Source organism: Microbacterium sp. CR_7, assembly GCF_041954755.1.
Lineage (GTDB): Bacteria > Actinomycetota > Actinomycetes > Actinomycetales > Microbacteriaceae > Microbacterium.
In genome coordinates, this window is sequence record NZ_JAVAYF010000011.1 from 23,599 (window position 1) to 47,285 (window position 23,687).

Genomic DNA, 23,687 nt, shown 5'->3' on the forward strand with positions numbered 1-23,687 from the left:
GAGGTCGACGATGACCGAGCAGCACACACCCCCGCTCATCTCCCGCCGGGGCATCCTGCGGGGCGCGCTCGCGCTCGGCGCCGGGATGCTGGCGGCACCCGCGGTCGGAATCGGCGCCGCCGCTCCGACATCCGCCGCCGGCCCGCTCACCGTCACGAGACTGAAGGTGCTCGCCGGGACGCAGAGCCCGGTGCAGTACGGGATCGGGGCGACGGACCTCGGCATCCCGGCCCGCACGCCGGACGGACGTCTGCTGTTCGTCTTCGGCGACACCTGGGCCGATCACGTCGGAGGCGCGAACTGGCGCTCGCCGGTCGGTCTCTACTCGTCGACCACGAACCTCGCCACCGGGGTCATCTTCAACGGCTCGGCCGGAGCGGGCGCCAACACGCAGGGTGTGGCGCCGCAGTTCTGGTACTACCCGCACGACGCGTACTTCACGACCGTCATCCCCTCGGACGTCATCACGATCGGCTCGCGCATGTACCTGCACGCGATCGTGAACGGCCCGCAGTTCGGGGCGGTGCGGTGGACCGAGCTGTGGAAGTCCGACGACAACGGCGCGACCTGGCAGCACACCGGTCTGCAGTTCCCGGCGGACATGGCGGGCGGCAAGTTCCAGTGCATCACCTGGGGCCTCGGCAACGACGGGTACGTGTACATCTACGGCACCGGTTTCCAGCGCGACAAGGGCATCGTGCTCTACCGCGTGGCGTCGAACGACATGACCACCCTGTCGGCCTACCAGCCGTGGGGCTTCGCGAACGGCTCGTGGGGCTGGGGCAAGCCGGTGACCGAGATCCTGCCGGGCGGCTTCGGCGAGATGTGCCTGCGGCCGCTCGGCGGCAAGTGGGTCCTGACCTGGTTCAACGCGGCCGCGTACCGGATCGACGCGATGGTGCTGAACACGCCGACCGACAACCTCTACACCGCCACCAAGACCACCCTGCTGACCGGCACGGAGTGGGGGCAGGAGGACGCGTCGCACGTCGCCCAGCTCTACGGCGGCTACATCATCCCCGGCTCGACGCTGTCGGATCTGCACCTCAGCGTCAGCCAGTGGAACACCGGCAACAACAGCGTCTATCACTCGGAGCAGTTCCGCGTGCAGGGGCTCGTGTAGGCGGGTGGTGTGTGCGCGATCGGATGCCGCGGCTTGACCCGCCGCAGCATCCGATCGACTCAGTCCTGCGGGGCGCGCGGGGGAGTGGCACCGATGTCAGGCACCGGCGCGGTTCCTAGGTGCACCTCCAGGTCATCGGCCGAGGGCGTCCTGGGCCTGCGCGCCGTGGGGCGGTCGAGGTAGAACATCGCCGTCGAGGCGATGTCGTCGCGCAGCGGCAGGTAGCGCCATCCGCTTCGCCAGCCGAGGGCCTGGATGTCGACCTTGGGAATGCCGGTGGCGAAGTGGATCGGGTCGAGCAGATGCCAGCGGTACATGCCGAAGCGCTGCTGGCTGACGTAGAGGCCGTCGGGTCGGATGATCTGCGGCATCCCCAGATAGGGCGTCGAGAAAGCGGTGTACCCCTGCCCGGGGATGTCGAAGTTCCAGGCGCCGCCGAAGTAGTCCTCGGTGCCGGTGCCCGCGATGGTCGGGTAGTCGGTGTCGTCGTCGAGGTAGAACTTGATCTCGCCCTCGCCCCACCAGCCGTTCGAGTTCACGCCCCACGCGATGTAGGTGCCGACGTACTGCCCCTGGCCCTCGATGCCCTCGAGGATCACGTGCGGAGTGAGCTCCTCCAGCGGGTTCGACCGGCGCCACTGCGCGTGGAAGTACGCGTCGTTCGAGTAGTCGCCGCCGATCTCGTATGTGATCTGGAAGTAGATCCGCACATCGACGACCGACGTGTTCTCGATCGTGAGACGTGCGCCGTCGTGGAACGGCATCGGCCAGTACGAGTTGAATCCGCCGTGCGGGTTCGCGGCGATGGTCTGGGAGTTCACCTGCGCGAAGACGCCCCAGCCGTTGCAGAAGAAATCGCCGTAGGGCACCTCGACCGCCGGATCCTCCGAGCCGTCCCAGTAGGCCCGCAGCAGCAGGGTTCGCCAGTTGTCGGTGTGCGTCGTGATCCAGATGTGGGTGATCTTTCCCGCGCCCTCGATGTTCGCGAGGTCGAAGGTCTCGCCGGCCTTCACATCGACGCTCGGCGAGATCTTCCAGCCGGGGCCGAGGTCGCGGGCGCACGACGCCCCCGTGCCCTCGGTCGCCCGGCCTCCGCCCCCAGCGGATCCGTCGAAGTTCTCGGGGCTGATCGATCGTGTCTGCACGGATCGCAGCGCTGCGATCGTCGCGAGGTCGGAGGGTGCGTGAGTCATGGGCGTCAATGTAATCGATTTCAGGTCGAAGCACCAGAGAGCGCCACTCGCGCGCTACTGTTGCTGGAGATCCGGCACAGCCGGACACAGCAATGAGGTTCGACATGGCCACCATCTACGACGTCGCGGAACTCGCCGGAGTGTCTCCCGCCACGGTCTCGCGCGTCTTCAACGGCACGAGCGTGTCGGACGACAAGGTGGCGGCGGTGCGCGACGCTGCGGCGAAACTGAGTTTCACGCCGAACCGGACCGCCCGCTCGCTGCGTCGGCAGAGCTCCGAGGTGATCGCCCTCGTGATCCCCGACATCGAGAACCCGTATTTCACGGAGATGGCGCGCGGCGTCGAGGACGTCGCATCGGAGGCGGGCTACTCGGTCGTGCTGTGCAATTCCGATGCGCAGGTCGAGAAAGAGGCCACGTACCTGCGCATCGCGATCGCCGAGCACATGTCGGGGGTCATCATCGCGACCGCCGACGAGAGCACGAATCTCGACGCGATCCTCGCGACGGGGCGCCCCGTCGTGGCGGTCGACCGCAGCACGACCTACGACATCGACGGGGTCGTCATGGCGAACCGCGCGGCCGGCACGTCGGCCGCGAAGGATCTGCTGGATGCCGGATACCGCCGCATCGCGTACATCGGCGGGCCGGAGCACATCGACACCGCCGCCGAACGCGCCGCCGGGTGGAGGGCGGCGCTCACCCGCGAGCTGCCCGACCTCGACGTCGACGAGCTCGTCCGCTTCGCGTCGTTCCGCGTCGAGGGCGGCCGGGAGGCGATGGAGGAGCTGCTCGCCCTGCCCGAGCCGCCGGATGCCGTCGTCGCCGGCAACAACCTCATCGGCGTCGGCGCGATCCAGGTGCTCACCGAGCGGGGACTCACGCCCCCGCGCATGGGCGTCGCGGTGATCGGCTCACTGCCGTTCACGACCCTCTCGCCGAACGCGGTGACCGTGGTGCGGCTGCCCGCCCGCCACATGGGCGTCACCGCGGCACGCATGCTGCTCGAGCGCATCGGCGGTGACACGCAGCCGGCGCGTACGGTGGTGCTGCGCAACGAGATCCAGCCCGCCCGAACCGTCCGCGACTGATCTCGGCGCCCGAGCGCTGACGTTACTGCGACTTCCAGAAGCGCGTCGCCAGGTTGGTGAGCTCAGTGTCGAGGTCGTCGACCTTCGACTCGACGCGCGTGAGGCGGCTCTCGATGACGTCCAACCGTCCGTTCACCTCGCCCCGGAATCCGTTGAGCTCTCCCAGCATCTCGCCACGGAACCCGTTGAGCTCTCCCGACATCTCGCTGCGGAGGCCGCCGACCTCGGCGCGGATGACCCGGCTGAACTGCGTGGTCATGAGAGTCATGCCGCCGAGCATCATGGCGGCGAACACCCCGATCACGGTCCAGGTCTGGGGTTCCGTCATGTCCATGGCTCCATTCTGCGAGGCAAAGCCCAGGTTGTCACAGTATTCCGGTCTCTCGTCGCGCCGACCGCTCCCGTCGCCCGTGACGTGTGGACAACGCGATGACGACCCTGCGTCGTGCAGCAAGGCTCGACTCTGCGCCGCGCCCGACGCGCCAGAGTCCCGGTAAACATCCGATCTTCGTCTTGCGCGCTGAAATCGATTTCGCGTACAGTTGCGAGAGATTTCAGAATCGACGGCTCGGGTTTCAAGGAGGACGCCATGCGCTGCACCCTCGGGGTGGACATCGGCACATCCAGCAGCAAGGGCGTGCTGGTGGATGCCGACGGCGCTATCGTCGCTACCGCGACCCGGTCGCACGAGGTCTCCCGCCCCCGCGCCGGGTGGGTCGAGATGGACGGCGACGTGTGGTGGGACGAGTTCGTCGCCCTCGCCCGCGAACTCCTCGCTGCGGTGCCCGACGCGGAGGTCGCCGGCGTCGGCGTCAGCGGCATGGGTCCCTGCATCCTCCTCGCCGACGAGGAGGATCGCCCGGTCCGCCCGGCGATCCTCTACGGGGTCGATACCCGCGCCACGGCGCAGATCGAACGGATGACGGCCGAGCTGGGCGAGTCTGAGATCACGCGCATCGGCGGATCGACGCTGACCTCGCAGGCCGGGGGTCCGAAGCTCGTCTGGGTTGCGGAAGAGGAACCGGATGCCTGGCAGCGTGCTCGTCGCGTGTACATGCCGGCCTCGTGGCTTGCCCGACGCCTCGCCGGCGCCTACGTCCTCGACCACCAGTCCGCGAGTCAGATGTCGCCGTTGTACGAGATCGACCGCGAGGTGTGGCACGACGACTGGTGGCAGCGGTACGCGCCCGGAATCGAGCAGCCGCCGCTGATCTGGGCCGGCGATGTCGCCGGCGCCGTCACCGCCGGCGCGGCGGAGGCCACCGGCATCCCCGCGGGCACTCCCGTGATCGCCGGCACGATCGACGCATGGACCGAGGCCGTCAGCGTCGGGGCGCACGAGCTCGGCGACCTCATGCTCATGTACGGCACGACCATGTTCCTCGTCGCGACGGGCGAGGAGACGCTGCGCACTCCCTCGATGTGGACCACGGCCGGTGCTTTCGCCGGTACGAGGAACCTCGCCGGTGGACTCTCGACCTCCGGTGCGCTCACAGCGTGGCTTAAGGGCCTGACCGGCGCCGACTACCCGCAGCTGCTCGCCGAGGCGACCGCCTCCGGCGCTGGAGCCCGGGGGCTGCTCATGCTCCCGTACTTCGCGGGGGAGCGCACCCCCATCCAGGACCCGGACGCCCGGGGTGTCATCGCCGGGCTCACCCTGGCCCACACCCGCGGCGACCTCTACCGCGCTGCCCTCGAGGCGACCGCCCTCGGTGTGCGGCACAATGTCGAGACCATGCGCGCCGCCGGTGCCGACATCCGCCGCATCGTCGCGGTCGGGGGCGGCACGCAGGGCAGGCTGTGGCTGCAGATCGTCTCCGACGTCACCGGCCTCGTGCAGGAGGTCCCGGAGATCACGATCGGCGCGAGTTACGGCGCCGCCTTCCTCGCGGCGGTCGCCACGGCCGACGGCCCGAGGCCGGAGATCGCCGCCTGGAACCCCGTGTCCGAACGCATCCGACCCGATGAGACGTCACGGCACATCTACGACGAGCTGTTCGACCGCTACACCCGCCTCTACCGCGAGACGGCAGACGTCGTGCACGAGCTCGCCGCCGATCAGAGGGGCGCGTCGGCATGACCCGCCGCGCCCGCGGCATCCCGCACACCTCGCAGGCGACCGCCTTCCCCCTCGGCGGCATCGGCACGGGCAACGTCTCGATCGGCGCCCGCGGCGAACTGCGTGACTGGGAGTTCGAGAACCTGCCCGACAAGGGGCGGCGCAACCCGCACTCGTTCTTCGCGATCCACGCGGCACCCGAGGGCGGTCCTTCCGTCACCCGCGTGCTCGAGGCTCGGCTCACGGGCCGGCACGACGCCGACGCGGGCTATGCGTTCGACCAGCTCGCGGGCCTGCCACGCCTCGACGGGGCGACGTTGCACGGAGAGTATCCGATCGTCGACCTCGACTTCACCGATCGCGCACTGCCGGTCGACGTCTCGCTGCACGCCTTCACCCCGCTCGTGCCGCTCGACGCCGACGAGTCGGGCATCCCCGCCGCCGTGCTCCGCTATCGCGTGACGAACCCCGGGCAGGTCCCCGTCGACGTGACGGTCGTCGGCAGCGTCTCGCACACGGCCGGACGGGGGAAGCCGGGGCCCGACGCTCCCTGGGGAATGCGCGGCACGCAGCGGGTGCGCTGGCGCGACGAGGAGGGGGTGCGCGGGCTCGACTTCGACATCGATCTCCCGGACGACGACCCCGGGTACGGCACGCTGAGCCTCACCACCGCCGACGAGTCGACCACGGTGAAGCCCCAGTGGGTGACGAGCTATTGGCCCGACGGCGCCCGGCTGTTCTGGGACGACCTCGCCGACGACGGCCTGCTGCAGCCCGAACCGCGTCTCACACTCGAAGACCGGCCGCGTGGCCTGTTCGCCGAGATGGATGCCGACCCCGCTGCCGCCCCGCTCACCGAGGAGCAGATGCTCGCGAAACTGCCGCGGCTGCGCACCGGCTCGCTCGGTATCGTGCACACCCTCGCTCCCGGCGAGAGCCGCGACTTCGAGTTCGTGCTCGCGTGGAGCTTCCCGAACCGCCGCAGCGGCTGGCACGGACACATCGTGTTCTCCGACCCGGCGGGCGGCATCATCCGCAACCACTACGCGACGCTCTGGCCCGACGCGTGGAGCGCCGCCGCGCACCTGCACACCGAGCTGCCGACCCTGGAGCGGACGACGGATGCCTTCGTCGAGGCGCTCTACGGCGGCAGCCTCGACCCCGTGCTGGCCGACGCGGTCGGCGCCAACATCGCCGCGGCCCGGTCGACGACGTGCTTCGTCGTCGAGTCGCCGCATCCGGATCTCGGCGAGGGGCCGGTGTTCGCCGCGTGGGAGGGTTCGTTCGACCACGCAGGCTCCTGCGAGGGCACCTGCACCCACGTGTGGTCGTACGCGCAGACGGTGGCCTGGCTGTTCCCGTCGCTCGAACGCAGCGCCCGCCGGGCGGAGTACCTGCTCGAAACCGATGAGGCCGGGGCTCAGAAGTTCCGCGGAAACCGAGTACTGGGCGGGCCGTCGTGGTTCATGAGCGCCGCGGTCGACGGTCAGCTCGGGACCTTCCTGCGTCTGCATCGGGAGTGGCGGTACAGCGGCGACGACGACTTCCTGCGCGAACTCTGGCCCGCCGCCGTCCGCACGCTCGATCACGCCGCGAGGGAGTGGGACCGCGACGGCGACGGTCTGCTCGACGGCGAGATGCACAACACCTACGACATCGAGTTCCACGGCACGGAGCCGCTCGCCAACGGCATCCACCTGGCCGCGCTGCGGGCGGGTTCGCGCATGGCCGAGCACCTCGGCGACGCGGAGCGAGCCGCGCAGTGGACGCGCCGCGCCGACCACGTGGCCGCCGCCATGGACGATGTGCTGTGGAACGGCGAGTACTACCGCCAGGTGATCGACGACGTCGACGCGCACCGCTACCAGTACGGCGAGGGCGTGCTGTCGGACCAGCTGCTCGGCCAGTTCCACGCGTTCGTCAACGGGCTCGGGCACATCCTTCCCGTCGATCGCGTCGACTCCGCCCTCGGCGCGATCGTCGCCCACAATCTCCGCGACGACCTCTCGACGCAGGAGAGCACGCAGCGCGTGTACGCGCTGAACGACGAGGGCGGACTGCTGCTCGCCACCTGGCCGCGCGGCGGTCGCCCGACGATCCCGTTCGTCTACTCCGACGAGGTGTGGACGGGGATCGAGCACCAGGTCGCCGCCTCGCTGCTCTTCGCCGGGCGCCCCGACGACGCTCTGCGGATCGAACGCACTCTGCGCGCCCGCTACGACGGCACCCACCGCAATCCCTGGAACGAGATCGAGTGCGGCAACCACTACGCGCGCTCGCTCGCCTCCTGGGCCCTGTTGCTCGGAGCGAGCGGCGCCCAGTGGGACGCTCCGACGAAGGCGCTGTCGTTCGCGCCCGCGGGCGGGCGCTCCTTCACCGGGCTCTTCACCACCGGCACAGGATGGGGGCGCGTCGAGATCGACGACGACGCCCTCACGATCCACGTCGAGGGCGGACGGCTCGACATCGCAGACCTCGCCCTGCGCGAACACGTCGTCGCCGGTCCGATCCGGCTCAGCGCGGGGGAGTCGCATCGGGCCGAGCTCCCGCCCCCTTCCACACGCAGCACCACCACCAGCACGAGCACCACCATCAGCACGAGCACCACCCGCACCACCGGAGAGGCACCATGACCACCTACACCCTGCCGGCACCGGCATCCCGCCCGGCATCCGCCCCGAAGACCGCGTACCTGATCGCGTCAGGCGATCTGCGCGAGTCGGCCAACACGGCCGGCTGGCCGACCCAGGTCGAGCTGGAGGCCGGTGTCACCGGCGTGCTGAACGACCTGGGCTGGACCGTGATCCGCGCGAACGACATCGACCCCGAGACCGGCCACGGCTTCATCTCGAGCCAGCGCATGGGGCTCGAGGTGTTCAAGAACATCCCGGTCGACGCTCCGCTCATCGTCGCCGAGGCTGTCTGGCAGTACTCGCACCACGTGCTCGCCGGACTCCGCACGCACGAGGGGCCGATCCTCACCGTCGCGAACTTCGCGGGCGACTGGCCCGGCCTGGTCGGTCTGCTCGGCCTGAACGCGGGCCTGACCAAGATGGACAAGCCGTACTCGTCGATCTGGTCGGTCGACTTCACCGACGACTGGTTCCGCGACGGCATCCGCGAATGGACCGAGACCGGCACCATCACGCACGACGCCTCGCACGTGCGCGCGCTGCCCGAGCTGCCCGACAGTCCGGAGAAGCAGCTGGGCGAGGCGCTCGCGGCCGAGCTGCTCGCGGAGAAGGCCATCATCGGCGTCTTCGACGAGGGCTGCATGGGCATGTACAACGCGATCTTCGACGACGAGCTGCTCAACAAGACCGGCATCTACAAGGAGCGTCTGTCGCAGTCGGCGCTGTACGCCGAGATGCTCGAGGTCGCCGACTCCGAGGCCGATGCCGCCTACGACTGGCTCATCGAGCACGGCATGACGTTCCGGTACGGCGAGGACGCCGCGACCGAGCTCACCCGCGAGCAGGTGCAGTGGCAGCTCAAGATGTACATCGCCGCGCTGCGCATCGCCGACGATTTCGGACTGGATGCCGTCGGCATCCAGTACCAGCAGGGCCTCAAGGACCTCGTGCCCGCCTCCGACCTCGCCGAGGGCATCCTCAACTCGACCGAGCGTCCGCCGGTCACCTCCCGTGACGGCTCGCGGGTGCTGCACGAGGGGCGCGCGTTCCCGCACTTCAACGAGGCCGACGAGGGGGTCGCGGTCGACGCGCTCGTGACCGACCGGGTGTGGCGCGCCATGGGGCTCGTGCCCGACAACACGCTGCACGACGTCCGCTGGGGCGAGGACTACGACGGCCGGTTCGTCTGGGTCTACGAGATCTCGGGTTCGGTGCCCGCCTCCCACCTCGGCGGGTGGCAGAACGCCGAGGGATGGCGGCAGGGCCACGTGTTCTTCCCCGCGGGCGGCGCCACGATCAACGGCGTCTCGAAGCCCGGCGAGGTCGTGCTGTCGCGGGTCTTCATCGCCGACGGCATCCTGCAGGCCGACATCTTCCGGGGCTCGGTCGTCGAGCTGCCCGAGGAGGAGACGCAGCGCCGCAAGAACGACACGAACCCGGAGTGGCCGATCGCGCACGTCGTGCTGCACGGCATCTCCCGAGACCAGTTCATGGCCCGCCACAAGGCCAACCACGCGCAGACCGTCTACGCCCCCGACGCCGAGACCGCCGACAGGGCGCTCGTCGCGAAGGCCGCGATGTTCGCCGGCATGGGCATCAAGGTCAACCTCGTGGGCGACGTGAACATCTGAGCGGATCGCGACCGATCTGACGCAGGCGAGAGGGGCGGATGCTGCGGCATCCGCCCCTCTTTCGACGCCGACACTTAAGCGATATAGTCATCGGCACGCCGCATCGACGCGGCGTGAGATCGACAACGACGCCGAAGGAGAAGCTCCACCATGAGTCAGCCGAACCCCCGTCATTCCCTGATCCGGCGATGCCTGGCGGCATCCGCCGCGCTGGTCATCGCCGCCGTGGGAGGCGTCGCCGCCTCGTCGGCCGCGGCAGACGAGGCTCCCGACACCGACGCGAAGCTCGCCGTCTACGTCGAAGTGAACTCGAACGATTTAGCGAACGTCGCCGACTATCAGCTCGCCGATTCGGGCGCCCCGGCCGTCGACCTCGCGATGATCTTCGCCGCCAACATCAACTACGACGGCGAGAAGGCGTACCTGCACTTCAACGAGCGCGTCACCGAGACGCTGCAGGATGCCGAGAACCAGATCCGTCCGTTGCAGGAGCAGGGCACCAAGGTGCTGCTCTCGGTGCTCGGCAACCACCAGGGCGCCGGCTTCGCGAACTTCTCGACCTATGCCGAAGCCGACGCGTTCGCCGCCGAGCTCGCCGATGCCGTGACCACTTACGGACTCGACGGCATCGACTTCGACGACGAGTGGAGCCAGTACGGCGCGAACGGCACGCCGCAGCCCAACGCGCAGTCGTTCGGGTGGGTGGCGTCGGCCCTGCGCGACCGCCTCGGCCCCGACAAGCTCATCACGCTGTACGCGATCGGGCCGTCGTACACGGCGACCGACTTCAGTGCCTTCGACGTGAGCTCGACGCTCGACTACGCCTGGAATCCGTACTACCCGACCTACGATGCCCCCACGGTTCCCGGGCTCGACGACCGATCGCGCATCGGCGCCGCGGCGATCGACCTCTCGAACACGAGCGCGGCGACCGCAGCGGACTTCGCGCAGCGCACGGCCGCCGACGGGTACGGCGTCTACGTCGCGTACAACCTCACAGCGACGAACCAGTCGTCGCTGATCTCGGGCATCACCGAGGCGATCAAGGGTGAGGCGACGGTGTACGCCCCGCAGTGAGCGGGAATCGGGGCCGTCAGCCCAGATCGAAGAGCTCGAGCTGACGCACCGTGACCTCGGCCTCCGCCCGCACGCGGAGCGCCGAGGTCGCGGTGCGTGCGGCGAGGGTGAACGGCGTCGTGCGGTTGGCGGGAAGCTCGATCTCGGCGGTGACCGCGATCCGCTCCCAGCCGTCCGATGTCTCCGACTCCCACACGAGCGCGGTCGACGACGCCGCCGTCACCGTCGTCACCGAGACGTCGCTGATCGCCCGCGCCTCGGCGAACCGCCAGCCGATCCACTCGCCCTGTCGCAGGACGACGCCGTCGGCGCCGGCCGCATCCCCGTCGTCGAACGCGCGCTCCGCGTGCCGGACGCCCTCCGAGGCGATCGGCGCGCCGCCGCGCGCCGAGAGGTCGGGGCGCCAGGGCGGGGCATCCGTCTCCGTGGCTTCTCCGAGCCAGCGCTCCGGGTCGTCGCCGAAGACGAGATCGAGATCGACGTCGGCGGACGCGGATCCGATGAGAGCGTCGACGGGCAGCTCGGCCGTCGCGAGCGGGATGCCGTTCACCCGCGCCTCGTACAGAACATGCGCGCTGGGGGTGCTGCGGTGGGACCGGATCCGCAGGGTCGACCCGTTCCCGCGGTCGACGCGGACGTCGTCGAGCAGGGGCGAGCCGATGCGCAGCACCCCCGAGGCGAGTTCGAGCGGATAGAGCCCGAGTGCGGCCCACAGCCACCAGGCGCTCATCTCGCCGTTGTCCTCGTCGCCGGGGAAGCCCTGGCCGATGTGCGCGCCCGCGTACAGCCGCCCGGCGAGTTCGTGCACGGTCTCGCCCGCACGCCACGGCTGATCCGAGAACGCGTACATGAACGGGATGTGGTGCGCTGGTTGATTGGAGATCCCGCACATGCCCGCGCGCAGCGCCCGCGCTTCGCGCTGCTCGTGGATGACCGTGCCGTACGCGCCGCCGAACTGCTCGTCGGCCGTCTCCGGTTCGGCGAACAGCGCATCGAGGTGCTGCCGCAGCCCGGCCCGACCGCCGTAGAGGTCGGCGAGCCCGTCGCCGTCGTGCACGGCGCCGACCGACATGCCCCACGCGTTCGTCTCGACGTTGTCGCCGCCCCATGTGCGCGGGTCGAAGGGCTCGGACGAGAACGATCCCCGGTCGTCCCGGCCGCGGAAGAAGCCCGCCCCGGGGTCGAACAGTGCGCGATACGACAGGGCGCGATTCGCGAAATAGCGGGCGAAGGCGCGGTAGCGCGCGGCATCCGTCGTCGAGGTCTGGGGATCGGACGCGAGCTGCGCGGCGAACCGGCCGAGGGCGGCGTCGCTGATCGCGTTCTCGATGCTCCAGCTCATGCCCTCTGATACGGCCGAGGAGATGTACCCCGTGAACCGGCCGCGGTCGATGCCCTTCCGCCCGCGACGTGCGTCGGGCCCCGGCTCGCAGGCGTTGCGCCAGCCGCTCTCGAACGCCGCGCGCCGATCGAACTCGACGCCCCAGCGCGCGGCATCCGCGAAGATCTGGTCGCTCGACGTGCCCACCATGCTGTCGACGTACCCCGGTGCGCTCCACCGGGCCATCCAGCCGCCGCGGCGGTACTGCGCGAGCTGCCCGTCGAGCAGCCGTCCCGCGAGCGCCGGATCGAGCAGCGCCAGGCCGGGCCACTCCGTGCGATACGTGTCCCAGTAGCCGTTGTTGACGACGAGCTCACCCGAGACGACGGGCGCGCTCGTGCGCGTCTCGCCGAACGGCTCGCGCGCCGCGAAGACGTCGGCGAAGGCGGATGCCGGAGAGCCGGCCGACCCGGTGTCCTCGGCCGCAGTGTTCGGATACAGATGCATGCGGTGCAGGGCGGCGGCGAGCCGCGCAGTGTCCTCCTCGTCGGCGAGAGCGCGGTACGGCGCCTCGGTCTCGGGCAGCGGCGGGATCGTCACGCGCCCGAGCAACCGGTTCCAGGATGCCGCGGCGTCGGCGCGCAGCTCGTCGAACCCCACCGCGCCGACGAGCTCGAGGGCGAGAGTGCGCTCAGCCTGCTCGATCGACAGGAACGACACCGCCACGCGCACCTCGAGCGATCCGCGGCCGGCGACGAAGCCCGCGACCCGTCCGCGACCGGCGTCGTCGAGCCGCCCGCGCTCGGGCGGGGCACCGCCGATCACCCGCCCGGCGAAGTAGCAGCGCGGGGCGTTGCCCCAGTCCTCCGACCCCTCGGGGATCCAGCCCGAGAAACGGTCGGCGTCGGCCCAATCGAGGCGTCCCTCGTCGGTGAGCTGGTCGATCACGAAGCCGACGCGCTCGTCGGCATCGCCGCTGCCGACGCGGAACGCCGCGCCGTGCACGGTCGCCGTCATGTCGGCGCGGATGCGGCCGCCGCGCCCGTCGTCGAGCTCGACGGCATACTCGTGCGGCCTCGAGCGCTCCGACCCGGCGACGATCCAGCGCCGGCGGTCGGCGTGGTCTGACGCCGGGACCCCGGAGAACGGCATGAGCTGCAGCACCGAGCGATCGCCGATCCACGGGCTCGGCTGGTGCGAGAACTGCATCGCCTCCAGGCGGCGACCCTGCGGGTCGTCGTGCACGAACGGGCGATACGGCCAGTTCGCGTCGGCGGCGTCGGTCGCCGGGGTCACGAACGTGAAGCCGTGCGGGCGCGCCACCGCCGGAATCGTGTTGCCGCGCGAGAACCGTGCACCCGAGTGCGTGCCGCGACGCGTGTCGACCCGCTCGACCGGAGAGAGATCGGATGCCGCGGCGACTCTCTGCTCGATCAGCACCTGCACGAACCCGCTCACCCGGGCGGGGAGGCCGGCGGCACCGGCCAGCGATCCCGCGCCGAGCACGACCTCGACCACCCCGCGACGCCCGGCGAGCGGCGCGAGCGAAACGGTGTCGGCGTTCCACTGCTCCGGCATGCACCAGCGTGCCGCGAACTGAGCGTCCGGGGTGACCGCGAAGCCGTAGCGGTCGCGCACCGCGGGGTCGTCGGCCAGACGGCTGCCGGCGTCGAGCCGCACGTCGACCGACACGGCGAGCGCGGCCTGCGGCGCGAGCGCGGCATCAGCTCCGTCGGCGTAGAAGGCCCAGTGCAGCACCGTGTCCGACGTGATCGCGATCGTGTCGAGGGGTGGCACGTCGACCCGCTGCACGCCGGCGGCCGGCTCGAAGGAGAACGCGAAGACCGGTGCGGCGAGCACGCCCGACAGCGGGCGCGACGACGGCGGATCGACCGGGCCACGGGCCGGGACGAGCTGCGCGGAACTCACCCCTTGACCGCACCCTCCTGCACGCCCTTGAAGAAGAACCGCTGCGTGAACGAGAACATGATGACGATCGGCACGAGCGCGATCATGGTGCCGGCGGCGATGAGCCGCGGGTCAACGGAGAAGCTGCTGTTCAGGTAGGCCATGCCGACCGTGAGCGTGTACTTCGCCGGATCGGAGAGCACGATGAGCGGCCAGAGGTAGTCGTCCCACGCGCCGATGAACGCGAAGATCGCGACGACCGAGACCATGCCGCGGATGTTCGGCCACACGATGTGGCGGATGCGCTGCCAGGTCGTGGCGCCGTCGACGGTCGCGGCGTCGAGCACGTCCTTCGGGATCATGCGGCACGCGGTCGCGACGAGCAGCACGTTCATGGCGCTGATCGCGCCCGGCAGGAACACGCCCCACAGGGTGTCGGCAAGGCCGAGCGCGCGGATCGTGAGGAAGTTGCTGGTCACCGTGACCTCGCCCGGGAAGAGCAGGGTCGACAGCAGGATGGCCATGACGATCCACTTGCCGCGGAACCGCATGCATCCCAGCGCGTAGCCGGCGAAGGTCGCGAGTACGACGTTGCTGATCACGGTGCCGACCGACACGAGCAGCGAGTGCCACGCGTACAGGTAGACGGGAACGATGTCGGCGACGGTGGCGTAGTTGCCGAGCGTCGGCTCGCGGGGGATGAGGTTCGGCGGGAAGGAGTAGATGTTCTCCTGCGGCCCCTTGAACGAGGTCGACAGCTGCCACACGAACGGGCCGATCACGAGGAACAGCACGAACACGAGCAGCGCGTACCGGCCGATCAGCCCCCCGAGCGTCGGCTTGCTGAAGTCGCCGGAGCCACGGCGGCGGAAGATGCGCTCGCGCGACGGGGGCGCGGCGTCGTCTGCCGGGCGCTCGTCCTCGGTGCGGGGGCGGGTCAGGATGCTCATGCGGAGACCTTCGCCTTCTTCTCGCGATTCATGAAGGCGATCGCGGCGAGCGGGATGAGGGTGAGGAGGAAGAGTGCGACGCTGATCGCGGAGGCGTAGCCGATGTTGCCGTTGAGGCCCGATCCGACCTGGCGGATCAGCATCACGAGCGAGATGTCATAGCCGCCCGGGCCGCCGGTGCTCTTCGACAGCACGTCGAGCTCGGCGAAGACCCGCATGGCCGACACCGCTATGAGCACCGAGATGAGCAGCATCGCTCCGCGCACCGAGGGGATCGTCACCGACAGGAAACGACGGAAGGATCCGGCGCCGTCGAGCATCGCCGCCTCGTGCAGCTCCTTGCCGACGTTCCCGAGGGCAGCGAGGTAGACGACCATGTAATACCCGAGGCCCTTCCACACCGTGAGCAGGATGGCGCAGCCGAGCAGCAGCCACCGATCGACGAGGAACGCCACCGGCTTGTCGACGACGCCGAGGAACTCGAGCGTCTGGTTGATGATGCCGCGGCTGTCGAACAGCCAGGTCCAGATGAGGGCGACCACGACGACCGAGGCGATCACGGGGAAGTAGAAGGTGGTGCGGAAGAACGAGATGCCCGGCAGCTTCTTCTGCACGAGCAGCGCCAGCAGCAGCGGCAGGATCGTGAGCAGCGGCACGCACACGACCACGTAGATCAGGCACGTGGTGAGGGCGTTCCAGAACATCTCGTCGCCGAACATGCGCTCGTAGTTCGCACCGCCGACGAACTCGGGCGTGCGCAGCGGCTTGGCGTCGGTGAAGCTCAGGACGACGGTGTTGAGGAACGGCCAGAGCGCGAACACCAGCACCCAGATCACAGCGGGTGCGAGCAGGAGCCACGGCGTGAACCACCGATGCGAGGTGATTCCGCCCGACCGTTTCCGGGTGCCGGTGTCCGCGCTCATGCTTACTGGTCCACCCGGTTCGCGTTGGCGTACTCGACGATCTTGTCGAGCTGCGTCTTCGGGTCGGCCTCGCCGTTGATGGCGAGCGCGATCTGCTGCGTCATGTACGTCGCCATGTCGGACGTCCACTGGAACGGGATCGCCTTCGCGTCCTGCATCGCGGTGAACACCGTGTCGATCGCGGCGAGCTGCTTGGGGTCGGTGACCGACGACGAGATGTTCTCGACCACGGTGTCGCCGCCCGAGGCGGTGCCCGGCGCGGTGCCGACGGCGAGCGACGAGAACGCGATCTGGTTCTCCTCGTTCGTCACGAACTCGGCGAACGCGAGGGCCGCCGACTTGTTGTCGGAGTCGGCCGAGACGTTGAGTCCCTGCACGTACAGGGGAGGGATGCCGAGGCGCGGCGTCGCGACCGTGTTCTCGAGGAGCGCCGGGGCGTCCTTCTGCAGGTCGGTCGTGAAGCCGGTGCCTCCGGTGGTGAAGGCGACCTTCTCCTGGATGTACGCCTCGGCGTTCCCGCCGTAGTCGCCGGTCAGAGCCTCGGCGGGCATCGCTCCGGCGGCGTAGGCGTCGGCGTAGGCCTGGATGATCTCGGCTGCCTCGTCGGTGTTGAAGACGAACTCGCCCTCGTCGTCGATGACCTCCATGCCGGCGGAGGTGAAGGTGTCGAGCGCGGGGATCGACGACAGCAGCTGCACCTTGCCGCCCGACTCCGATGCGACGTCCTTCGCGAGGGTGAGCAGTTCGTCGACCGTGGTGGGCAGGTTGTCCTCGGTGACGCCGTAGGGCGCGAGCTGCGCGAGGTTCCACCACGAGGCGTCGCTGGAGAGGTACCAGGGGAGGCCGTAGGTGCCGTCGACGCCGGGGTACTGGCTGTACGACTCCCACGCTCCGGTGTTGTACGCGTCCTTCAGGTCGGCATCCGCCTCGTCGACATCGAGGAGCTTGCCGGCGGCGACCAGCGGATACGCGATGTCGGGCGGCAGGTTCAGCACGTCGGGCAGGGTGTCGGCGTTGGCCTGGCTCAGGATCTTCTCCTGGTAGCCGTCGCCCGGCTGGTCGAGCCACTCGACCGTGACGTCGGGGTGCTCCTCCTCGAACGCGTCGATGAGGTCCTCGAAGTACGGGGTGAACTTCTCGTTCTTGAGCGACCAGGTCTGGAACTGGATGGTCCCGCTCAGTTCGCCGGACGTGTCGATGGGGCCGGAATCGCTCGTGCCGCCCCCGCCTCCCGTGCAACTCGTCAGCGCCAGGACGCCGATGCTGAAGGCTGCCACCGTGGCAATGCGTGTCGGAACTCTCATCGTGCTTCTTCCTCGAGGCGGGCGATAGGGCGTGGGTCCGGTCATTGGACTACAGCGCTTTAGCAGATGAAACCATCCGAAACGGCGCGTGTCAAGGCTCACTCGAGCGGTCGCGCAGGGTCATGCATGCGGTTGTAGGCACGGCGTTGCTCAAGCGTTATAGTGGTCCGATCCCGTCCTCGCCGGAGGACACCGTCGGAAAGGTCCGGATACATGACGCAGCGCGGCGCTCTCGATGCTCCCCTGAGATTCGGGGCGAACTACACGCCGTCGAAGGACTGGATGCACTCCTGGCTGGACTTCACCCCCGATGACGTGCGCCGAGACTTCGCGGCGCTCGCCGAGCTCGGACTCGACCACGTCCGCGTCTTCCCGCTGTGGACCGTGCTGCAGCCGAACCGCACCCTCATCCGCAGCAAGGCCGTCGACGACGTGCGAGCGATGGTCGACATCGCGTCGGAGTTCGGCCTGGACGCGAGCGTCGACGTCATCCAGGGGCACCTGTCGAGCTTCGACTTCGTGCCGTCGTGGCTGTTCACGTGGCACGACAAGAACATGTTCACCGATGCCAGGGCTCTCGACGGCCAGATCGCGCTCGTCGATCGGCTGGGCCGTGCGCTCGCCGATGCCCCCAACTTCCTCGGTCTGACGCTCGGCAACGAGGTCAACCAGTTCTCCGCGCACACGCATCCGTCCCCCTGGCCGGTCACGCAGGACGAGGCGGGCGGATGGATCGAGGTGCTGCTGTCGGCCGCCGAACAGGCAGCCCCCGGTCTGCCGCACGTGCACAGCGAGTACGACGCGGTCTGGTACATGGACGGGCATGGTTTCACGCCGGCGCATGCCTCGCGTCTCGGCGCGATGACTACCATCCACTCCTGGATCTTCAACGGCACCGCGCAGCGCTACGGCGGAAGGTCGGTCGCCTCCGACCGGCACGCCGAGTACCTCATCGAGCTCTCCCGCGCCTTCGCGACCGACCCCGAACGCGTCGTCTGGCTGCAGGAGGTCGGTGCGCCGTCGAACTGCCTCGCCGACGACGAGATGCCCGACTTCCTCGAGGCGACGGTCCGTTCGGCCGCGCGCACCGAGAACCTCTGGGGCATCACCTGGTGGTGCTCGCACGACGTGAGCCGCGAGCTCGGGGACTTCCCCGAGCTGGAGTACTCGCTGGGCCTCATCGATCAGACGGGTGCGGCGAAGTCGATCGGCCTCCGCCTCGCCGAGCTCATCCCCGAGCTGCGGCGACGCACCGCGCCCCCCGCGCGCGACACCGCGATCGTCGTCGAGGTCGACGAGCGGGAGGTGCCGGTGAGCCGGGCCGCCCTGAGCCCGGGCGGAGCGGTGTTCCAGGCGTGGGTGGATGCGTGCGCCGGCGGGCTCGACCCCGCCCTGGTCACCTCCCTCGACGCGCTCGATGCCGCGGCGCTCGACGCCCGCGGCATCCGACACCTCATCCGTCCGGATCTCGCCGCGAGCGGCGTCGACCGCTACGGCTCGGTGAACACCGTCGTGCAGGCCTGAGCCGGGGTCGCCCGCTCAGGCGACCGGCGCCGGCGGCGCGGTGCTCTCGCGCACGGTCAGCGTCGGGGTCGGGCCCTCGACGCTCGGCAGGTTCGCTCCGGCCTCGATCTGCTGCAGCAGCAGCGTCGCCGCGCGCTCGCCGAGCTCGAACGTGTCACGCGTCATCGCGGTGATCGACGGGTTGATGAGTCCGGCGATCACCGAGTCATCGAAGGATGCGAGCGACACGTCGCGGGGGACGTGTCGACCCATCTCCTGGGCCACCCTGAGCCCGGCCACGGCCATGACGTCATTGTCGTAGACGATCGCGGTCGGACGCTGACGGCCGGCCAGGAGCGTGCGGGTCACGGCCGACGCGCGCGCGGGGGAGAAGTCGGTCGTGATGACCTCGCCCGCGATCCCGTCGCCGGTCATCCGCTCGAGCACCTCAGCGCGCAGCCGCGTGTGCTCGAGCTCGGCGGGCCCCGCCACGTAGGCGATGCGCTCATGGCCCAGCGCGGCGAGATACGAGAACAGGGCGTCGGCCACGGCGTCGTCGCCGATCCACACGCTCGGCACGGAGCCTTCGGGCGACGGCTTCGAGCCGATCATGACGGCGCGGGCGTCGAGGGCGGTGATGCGCTCGCCGCGGGGGTCGTCGTCGCGAGGGTCGATCAGGATGATGCCGTCGACCTGATTGGACGAGCGCCACTGCCGATGCACCTCCATCTCCTCGGCGATGCCGCTGACGAGGCGCAGCTGCAGGCTGACCTTGCTCTCGGAGAGCCGCGATTCGATGCCGGCGATGAGGTCGGTGAAGAACGCCTCCGAGCCGAGGGAACGGGCCGGACGCGCGAGGGCGAAGCCGACCGTGTTCGCGCGCGCCCCGACGAGTGCCCTGGCTGCGGAGCTGGGCTGCCAGCCGTTCTCCTCGACGATCGTCAGGATGCGCTGCCGCGTCTCCTCGCTCACGCCCGGACGGCCGTTGAGGGCGAACGAGACGGCCCCGGGCGAGACGCCGGCCATGCGCGCGATATCGGCGATGGTGACGCGTTTCGCCGGACTCATAGTCCCTCACCCTACTTGATCGGTTTAGCCCGCAGGAAGGAGTGACGACACCCTGTGAGCCCGGATGCTAGATCGCTTTAGTAAATCCGATAGCATCGTCGGACGGCACCGCATTCCCCCTCGCCGTCACCCGCCCCCTCTCACCGTCGAGCTCGGAGACTGACCCATGCATGACGACACCTCGCTCACCGTCGGCCGCGTCAAGCGCGTCCTGGAAGAGCGGATCCGACCCGCCATCCACTCGGCCTCCGCGCCGCTGGAGATCGCACTGCACGAGCTGCCGGGGGAGCCCATCGCCCCGACCGAGGGACTCGCCCTCGACTTCGAGCCGGCCGCGGTCGGCGAGATGTGGGGTCCGGCCTGGGGCACCACCTGGTTCCGCCTCACCGGCAGCGTGCCGGCGGAGTGGGCCGGCCGCCGCGTCGAGGCAGTGATCGACCTCGGCTTCGACATCAACATGCCCGGGTTCCAGTGCGAGGCGCTCGTCTACCGCCCCGACGGCTCGCCCGTGAAGAGCATCAACCCGCGCAACCAGTGGGTCCCGATCACGCAGACCGCGCGGGGCGACGAGCCCGTGGAGCTGTACCTCGAGGCGGCCGCGAACCCCGTACTGCTCGACTACCACCCCTTCCTCCCCACCCAGGAGGGCGACATCCGCACCTCGTCCCCGGAGCGCCTGTACCGCTCGCGGCGGATGGACCTCGCCGTGTTCGAGCAGGAGGTCTTCGACCTGTCCCTCGATCTCGAGGTCCTGTACGAGCTGCAGGCCGAGCTCGCGCCGACCTCGCCGCGCCGCATGCGCATCCTGCAGGCGATGGATGACGCGCTCGACGTGCTCGACCTGCAGCGCATCGCCGAGACGGCATCCGACGCCCGGGCTCGTCTCGAAGGTGTCCTCGCCGCTCCCGCAGAGGCGAGCGCACATCAGATCTCGGCGATCGGGCACGCGCACATCGACTCCGCCTGGCTGTGGCCGGTGCGAGAGACGATCCGCAAGGTCGCCCGCACGACCTCGTCGATGACCTCGCTGATCGAGGAGCACCCCGACTTCCAGTACGGCATGTCGAGCGCGCAGCAGTACGCGTGGCTCAAGCAGCACCGCCCCGAGGTGTGGGAGCGCGTGAAGGCCGCCGTCGCCGACGGACGCTTCCTGCCGCTCGGCGGCATGTGGGTCGAATCCGACACCGTGATGCCCACGGGGGAGTCGCTCGTGCGCCAGTTCGCGTACGGCCAGCGGTTCTTCGAGCGCGAGTTCGGCATCCGCTCGAAGGGGGTCTGGCTGCCCGACAGCTTCGGGTACTCGCCCGCCCTGCCCCAGCTCATGCGGCGGGCGGGATTCGAGTGGTTCTTCACGCAGAAGATCTCCTGGAACCAGCAGAACGTGTTCCCGCACCACTCCTTCCTGTGGGAGGGCATCGACGGTTCGCGGATGTTCACGCACTTCCCGTCGATGGACACCTACAACTCGCAGCTGAGCGGCATGGAGGTCGCAAAGGCGTCCCGCCAGTTCAAGGAGAACCGCGTCTCCTCGCGGTCGATCGCCCCGGTCGGCTGGGGCGACGGCGGCGGCGGCACCACGCGCGAGATGACCGGCAAGGCGGAGCGCCTGCGCGACCTCGAGGGCAGCGCGCGCGTCGAGTGGGAGCATCCGGACTCCTTCTTCGAGAAGGCGCGCGCCGAGATCGCCAACCCCGCGGTCTGGGTCGGCGAGCTCTACCTCGAACTGCACCGCGGCACGCTCACCAGCCAGCACGCGACGAAGGCGCTGCACCGCTGGGCCGAGCACGCGCTCGTCGAGGCGGAGCTGTGGGCTGCGACGGATGCCGTGCGCACCGGCGCCGCGTACCCCAAGGCCGAGATCGACCGGCTGTGGGAGATCGTACTGCTGCACGAGTTCCACGACATCCTGCCCGGCACCTCGATCGCCTGGGTGCACCGCGAGGCCGTCGAGGTGCTCAGCGGCGTGCTGTCGGACGCGCAGGACATCGCGGATGCCGCGCGGCGCTCGCTCGCGGGCGAGGGCGACCGCGAGCTGCGGTTCACGCCGAGCTCCGTCGGCGGTCGCGGACGCGCGCTCGGCGCTGCGTGGGTGGGCGAACCCGCCGACTCTTCTGTGTCGCTCAGCGAGGAGTCCGGCGGCTGGCGGCTGGAGAACGACCTCGTGTCGGTGCTCGTGTCGAGCGAGGGCCTGATCGTGTCGGCCGTCGACAAGGCCACAGGACGAGAGGCCGTCGCAGAGGGCCGCGCCGCGAACCTGTTCCAGCTGCACCAGGACTTCCCGAACATGTGGGACGCGTGGGACATCGACCGCTACTACCGCAACAGCGTCACCGACCTGACCGAGGTGGCGTCGATCTCGGCATCCATCGTCGACGGCGCAGCCGTGGTGCGGGTGGTGCGCGAGTTCTCGCAGTCGCGCATCGAGCAGAGCATCGTGCTGGCCGCGGGGTCGCGCACCGTGCACCTGCGCAACGACGTCGACTGGCACGAGACCGAGAAGCTGCTGAAGCTCGCCTTCCCCCTCGACGTGCAGGCGTCGCACACCGAGGCCGAGACGCAGTTCGGCTATCAGGCGCGCGTCACCCACACGAACACCAGCTGGGAGGCTGCGAAGTTCGAGGCGTCGATGCACCGCTTCGTGCTCGTGCGCGAGCAGGACTTCGGGGTCGCGCTCGTCAACGACTCGATCTACGGCTACGACACGTCGCGTGACGTGGACGGCGACGCTGTCACGACGACCGTGCGTCTGTCGCTGCTGCGCGCGCCGCGTTTCCCCGACCCCGACACCGACCACGGGTCGCACCAGATCGAGATCGGGTTCGTGATCGGAGCGGATGCCGCGATCGCCACCGCCGAGGGCATCGCGCTGAACGCGCCGGCCTCCGTCGTGCGCGGTGCGCGCGAGGTCGAGCCGCTCGTGTCGGTCGCGGGCGACGGCATCGTCGTCTCGGGCGTCAAGCTTGCCGACGACGGATCGGGTGATGTGATCGTGCGGCTGTACGAGGCGCTCGGTCGCCGCACGACCGGGGCGCTGACCGTCGGGTTCGAGCATGCGGAGATCCGCGAGGTGTCGCTCATCGAGGATCCGCTGGAGGATGCCCGCGTGGGTGGAGAGCTGTCGCTGCGACCGTTCGAGGTGCGGACGCTGCGCATCACACGCTGAGCCGTCCTCCCGCGTGCGTGCGACTCTGCCGCGCGGGTGTGACTTTCCCGCGTGTGTGACTTTGCCGGCGCGCGTGTGCGACGGGCGGTTGTGGCGACCGCTCTGCGGGAGGACGATGGCGACATGGCGACCATCGACGACGTGCGAGCGATCGCGCTCGCGCTGCCCGGCGTGACCGAGCGGGTGGGCGGCCATACCGGGGAGCCGGCGTGGCGATTGTCGAGCGGGCAGATCGCGTGGATCCGCGGTCCCCGAGCGACCGACCTGCGGCAGCTCGCCGCGCTCGGAGCCGCGTGGCCCGAGGGGCCGGTGCTCGCCGTGCGGGTCGGGAGTCAGGAGGAGAAGGAGGCGCTGCTCGCGGCCGAGCCGGGCATCCTCTTCTCGATCCCGCATTTCGACGGGTACTCGGGGCTTCTCGTGAAGCTGGATGCGATCGATCGCGACCGCCTCGCGGAGCTCATCGCTGAAGCCTGGCTCGTGCGAGCGCCGGTGCTCGTCGCGAAGCGATGGCTCGACGAGCGCGGACTCGCCTAGTTCGGGATCTTCGCTCCGCTGCTGCTCCGATCCCGGGTCGTTGCGCGAGCGGAGCGAGACGAAACGTGGTGAGGTTTCTGGTTCGCCGGGGCCTTCTCCCTCGCCGCTCGCACCGTGTTCCGGTGTTCTGGAATACCCTTCTGACCTGGCCCGTTTTGCGTGGTTTCACCCGTGTGAATGTCGGAGGTTCCGGGTTGGATGAGGGC

At 69.7% G+C, this 23,687-nt stretch carries 16 protein-coding genes; 9 read left to right on the forward strand and 7 right to left on the reverse strand.

Annotated features, from left to right (window positions below; all coding sequences use genetic code 11):
- The first annotated feature begins 10 nt into the window (after positions 1-10).
- Positions 11-1,123 carry a DUF4185 domain-containing protein gene (locus tag RAC81_RS16685; RefSeq protein ID WP_375083399.1) on the forward strand — a complete coding sequence of 371 codons (1,113 nt, stop codon included), beginning with the start codon at positions 11-13 and terminating at the stop codon, positions 1,121-1,123.
- A 59-nt stretch (positions 1,124-1,182) separates the two neighbouring features.
- Here RAC81_RS16685 and RAC81_RS16690 read toward each other — a convergent pair whose 3' ends face one another.
- Positions 1,183-2,316, reverse strand: a complete 1,134-nt coding sequence (locus RAC81_RS16690) for a glycoside hydrolase family 172 protein (protein WP_375083400.1) — start codon at positions 2,314-2,316, stop codon at positions 1,183-1,185.
- Between the two features lie 104 nt (positions 2,317-2,420).
- Here RAC81_RS16690 and RAC81_RS16695 point away from each other — a divergent pair, with 104 nt between their 5' ends.
- A complete protein-coding gene (locus tag RAC81_RS16695) occupies positions 2,421-3,407 on the forward strand; it encodes a LacI family DNA-binding transcriptional regulator (protein ID WP_375083401.1) in 987 nt (328 codons plus the stop codon).
- 22 nt (positions 3,408-3,429) lie between these two features.
- Here RAC81_RS16695 and RAC81_RS16700 read toward each other — a convergent pair whose 3' ends face one another.
- Positions 3,430-3,741: a hypothetical protein gene (locus tag RAC81_RS16700; RefSeq protein WP_375083402.1), complete on the reverse strand. Its 312-nt coding sequence runs from the start codon at positions 3,739-3,741 to the stop codon at positions 3,430-3,432.
- Between the two features lie 255 nt (positions 3,742-3,996).
- Between RAC81_RS16700 and RAC81_RS16705 the strand changes: the two genes are divergently transcribed.
- The 4 genes from RAC81_RS16705 to RAC81_RS16720 all read left to right on the forward strand — a co-directional run bounded on the left by RAC81_RS16705 (position 3,997) and on the right by RAC81_RS16720 (position 10,807).
- A complete protein-coding gene (locus RAC81_RS16705) occupies positions 3,997-5,487 on the forward strand; it encodes an FGGY-family carbohydrate kinase (protein ID WP_375083403.1) in 1,491 nt (496 codons plus the stop codon).
- Positions 5,484-8,099, forward strand: a complete 2,616-nt coding sequence (locus RAC81_RS16710) for a GH116 family glycosyl-hydrolase (protein ID WP_375083404.1) — start codon at positions 5,484-5,486, stop codon at positions 8,097-8,099. The genes RAC81_RS16705 and RAC81_RS16710 overlap by 4 nt, the downstream gene beginning before the upstream one ends.
- Entirely contained in the window at positions 8,096-9,730 is a 1,635-nt protein-coding gene (locus tag RAC81_RS16715; RefSeq protein WP_375083405.1) for a fucose isomerase, read from the forward strand. Before RAC81_RS16710 ends, RAC81_RS16715 begins: the two co-directional genes overlap by 4 nt.
- A gap of 150 nt (positions 9,731-9,880) precedes the next feature.
- Complete coding sequence (locus tag RAC81_RS16720; RefSeq protein WP_375083406.1) at positions 9,881-10,807, forward strand: endo-beta-N-acetylglucosaminidase H; 927 nt, start codon at positions 9,881-9,883, stop codon at positions 10,805-10,807.
- Positions 10,808-10,823: 16 nt separating this feature from the next.
- Here RAC81_RS16720 and RAC81_RS16725 read toward each other — a convergent pair whose 3' ends face one another.
- From RAC81_RS16725 to RAC81_RS16740, 4 genes are read right to left on the reverse strand one after another with little or no spacing between them, the layout of a single operon-like run.
- The gene (locus tag RAC81_RS16725; RefSeq protein ID WP_375083407.1) at positions 10,824-14,057 is read right to left on the reverse strand and encodes a GH92 family glycosyl hydrolase; all 3,234 of its coding nucleotides are present in this window, start codon (positions 14,055-14,057) and stop codon (positions 10,824-10,826) included.
- Positions 14,054-14,986 carry a carbohydrate ABC transporter permease gene (locus tag RAC81_RS16730; RefSeq protein WP_375083408.1) on the reverse strand — a complete coding sequence of 311 codons (933 nt, stop codon included), beginning with the start codon at positions 14,984-14,986 and terminating at the stop codon, positions 14,054-14,056. Before RAC81_RS16730 ends, RAC81_RS16725 begins: the two co-directional genes overlap by 4 nt.
- Complete coding sequence (locus RAC81_RS16735) at positions 14,983-15,909, reverse strand: carbohydrate ABC transporter permease (protein WP_375083409.1); 927 nt, start codon at positions 15,907-15,909, stop codon at positions 14,983-14,985. Before RAC81_RS16735 ends, RAC81_RS16730 begins: the two co-directional genes overlap by 4 nt.
- A gap of 2 nt (positions 15,910-15,911) precedes the next feature.
- A complete protein-coding gene (locus RAC81_RS16740; RefSeq protein WP_375083410.1) occupies positions 15,912-17,213 on the reverse strand; it encodes an ABC transporter substrate-binding protein in 1,302 nt (433 codons plus the stop codon).
- Positions 17,214-17,426: 213 nt separating this feature from the next.
- On the opposite strand from RAC81_RS16740, the gene RAC81_RS16745 reads away from it, so the two are divergent.
- Positions 17,427-18,737 (forward strand): glycosyl hydrolase, encoded by a 1,311-nt coding sequence (locus RAC81_RS16745; protein WP_375083411.1) that lies wholly within the window; start codon positions 17,427-17,429, stop codon positions 18,735-18,737.
- Between the two features lie 15 nt (positions 18,738-18,752).
- Here the strand turns inward: RAC81_RS16745 and RAC81_RS16750 are convergent, their stop codons facing one another.
- Positions 18,753-19,784, reverse strand: coding sequence for a LacI family DNA-binding transcriptional regulator (locus RAC81_RS16750; RefSeq protein WP_375083412.1), 1,032 nt, complete (start codon positions 19,782-19,784; stop codon positions 18,753-18,755).
- A 166-nt stretch (positions 19,785-19,950) separates the two neighbouring features.
- On the opposite strand from RAC81_RS16750, the gene RAC81_RS16755 reads away from it, so the two are divergent.
- Positions 19,951-22,947, forward strand: a complete 2,997-nt coding sequence (locus RAC81_RS16755) for an alpha-mannosidase (RefSeq protein ID WP_375083413.1) — start codon at positions 19,951-19,953, stop codon at positions 22,945-22,947.
- 123 nt (positions 22,948-23,070) lie between these two features.
- The gene (locus tag RAC81_RS16760) at positions 23,071-23,481 is read left to right on the forward strand and encodes an MmcQ/YjbR family DNA-binding protein (RefSeq protein ID WP_375083414.1); all 411 of its coding nucleotides are present in this window, start codon (positions 23,071-23,073) and stop codon (positions 23,479-23,481) included.
- The last annotated feature ends 206 nt before the right edge of the window (positions 23,482-23,687 follow it).

Excerpts from the sequence above, each read along its gene's own strand:
- RAC81_RS16715 (WP_375083405.1), top strand. The coding sequence starts at position 8,096 with ATGACCACCTACACCCTGCCGGCACCGGCATCCCGCCCGGCATCCGCC.
- RAC81_RS16735 (WP_375083409.1), bottom strand. The coding sequence starts at position 15,909 with ATGAGCGCGGACACCGGCACCCGGAAACGGTCGGGCGGAATCACCTCG.
- RAC81_RS16705 (WP_375083403.1), top strand. The coding sequence starts at position 3,997 with ATGCGCTGCACCCTCGGGGTGGACATCGGCACATCCAGCAGCAAGGGC.
- RAC81_RS16740 (WP_375083410.1), bottom strand. The coding sequence starts at position 17,213 with ATGAGAGTTCCGACACGCATTGCCACGGTGGCAGCCTTCAGCATCGGC.
- RAC81_RS16745 (WP_375083411.1), top strand. The coding sequence starts at position 17,427 with ATGACGCAGCGCGGCGCTCTCGATGCTCCCCTGAGATTCGGGGCGAAC.
- RAC81_RS16700 (WP_375083402.1), bottom strand. The coding sequence starts at position 3,741 with ATGGACATGACGGAACCCCAGACCTGGACCGTGATCGGGGTGTTCGCC.
- RAC81_RS16690 (WP_375083400.1), bottom strand. The coding sequence starts at position 2,316 with ATGACTCACGCACCCTCCGACCTCGCGACGATCGCAGCGCTGCGATCC.
- RAC81_RS16720 (WP_375083406.1), top strand. The coding sequence starts at position 9,881 with ATGAGTCAGCCGAACCCCCGTCATTCCCTGATCCGGCGATGCCTGGCG.
- RAC81_RS16750 (WP_375083412.1), bottom strand. The coding sequence starts at position 19,784 with ATGAGTCCGGCGAAACGCGTCACCATCGCCGATATCGCGCGCATGGCC.
- RAC81_RS16760 (WP_375083414.1), top strand. The coding sequence starts at position 23,071 with ATGGCGACCATCGACGACGTGCGAGCGATCGCGCTCGCGCTGCCCGGC.
- RAC81_RS16685 (WP_375083399.1), top strand. The coding sequence starts at position 11 with ATGACCGAGCAGCACACACCCCCGCTCATCTCCCGCCGGGGCATCCTG.
- RAC81_RS16730 (WP_375083408.1), bottom strand. The coding sequence starts at position 14,986 with ATGAGCATCCTGACCCGCCCCCGCACCGAGGACGAGCGCCCGGCAGAC.
- RAC81_RS16710 (WP_375083404.1), top strand. The coding sequence starts at position 5,484 with ATGACCCGCCGCGCCCGCGGCATCCCGCACACCTCGCAGGCGACCGCC.
- RAC81_RS16695 (WP_375083401.1), top strand. The coding sequence starts at position 2,421 with ATGGCCACCATCTACGACGTCGCGGAACTCGCCGGAGTGTCTCCCGCC.
- RAC81_RS16755 (WP_375083413.1), top strand. The coding sequence starts at position 19,951 with ATGCATGACGACACCTCGCTCACCGTCGGCCGCGTCAAGCGCGTCCTG.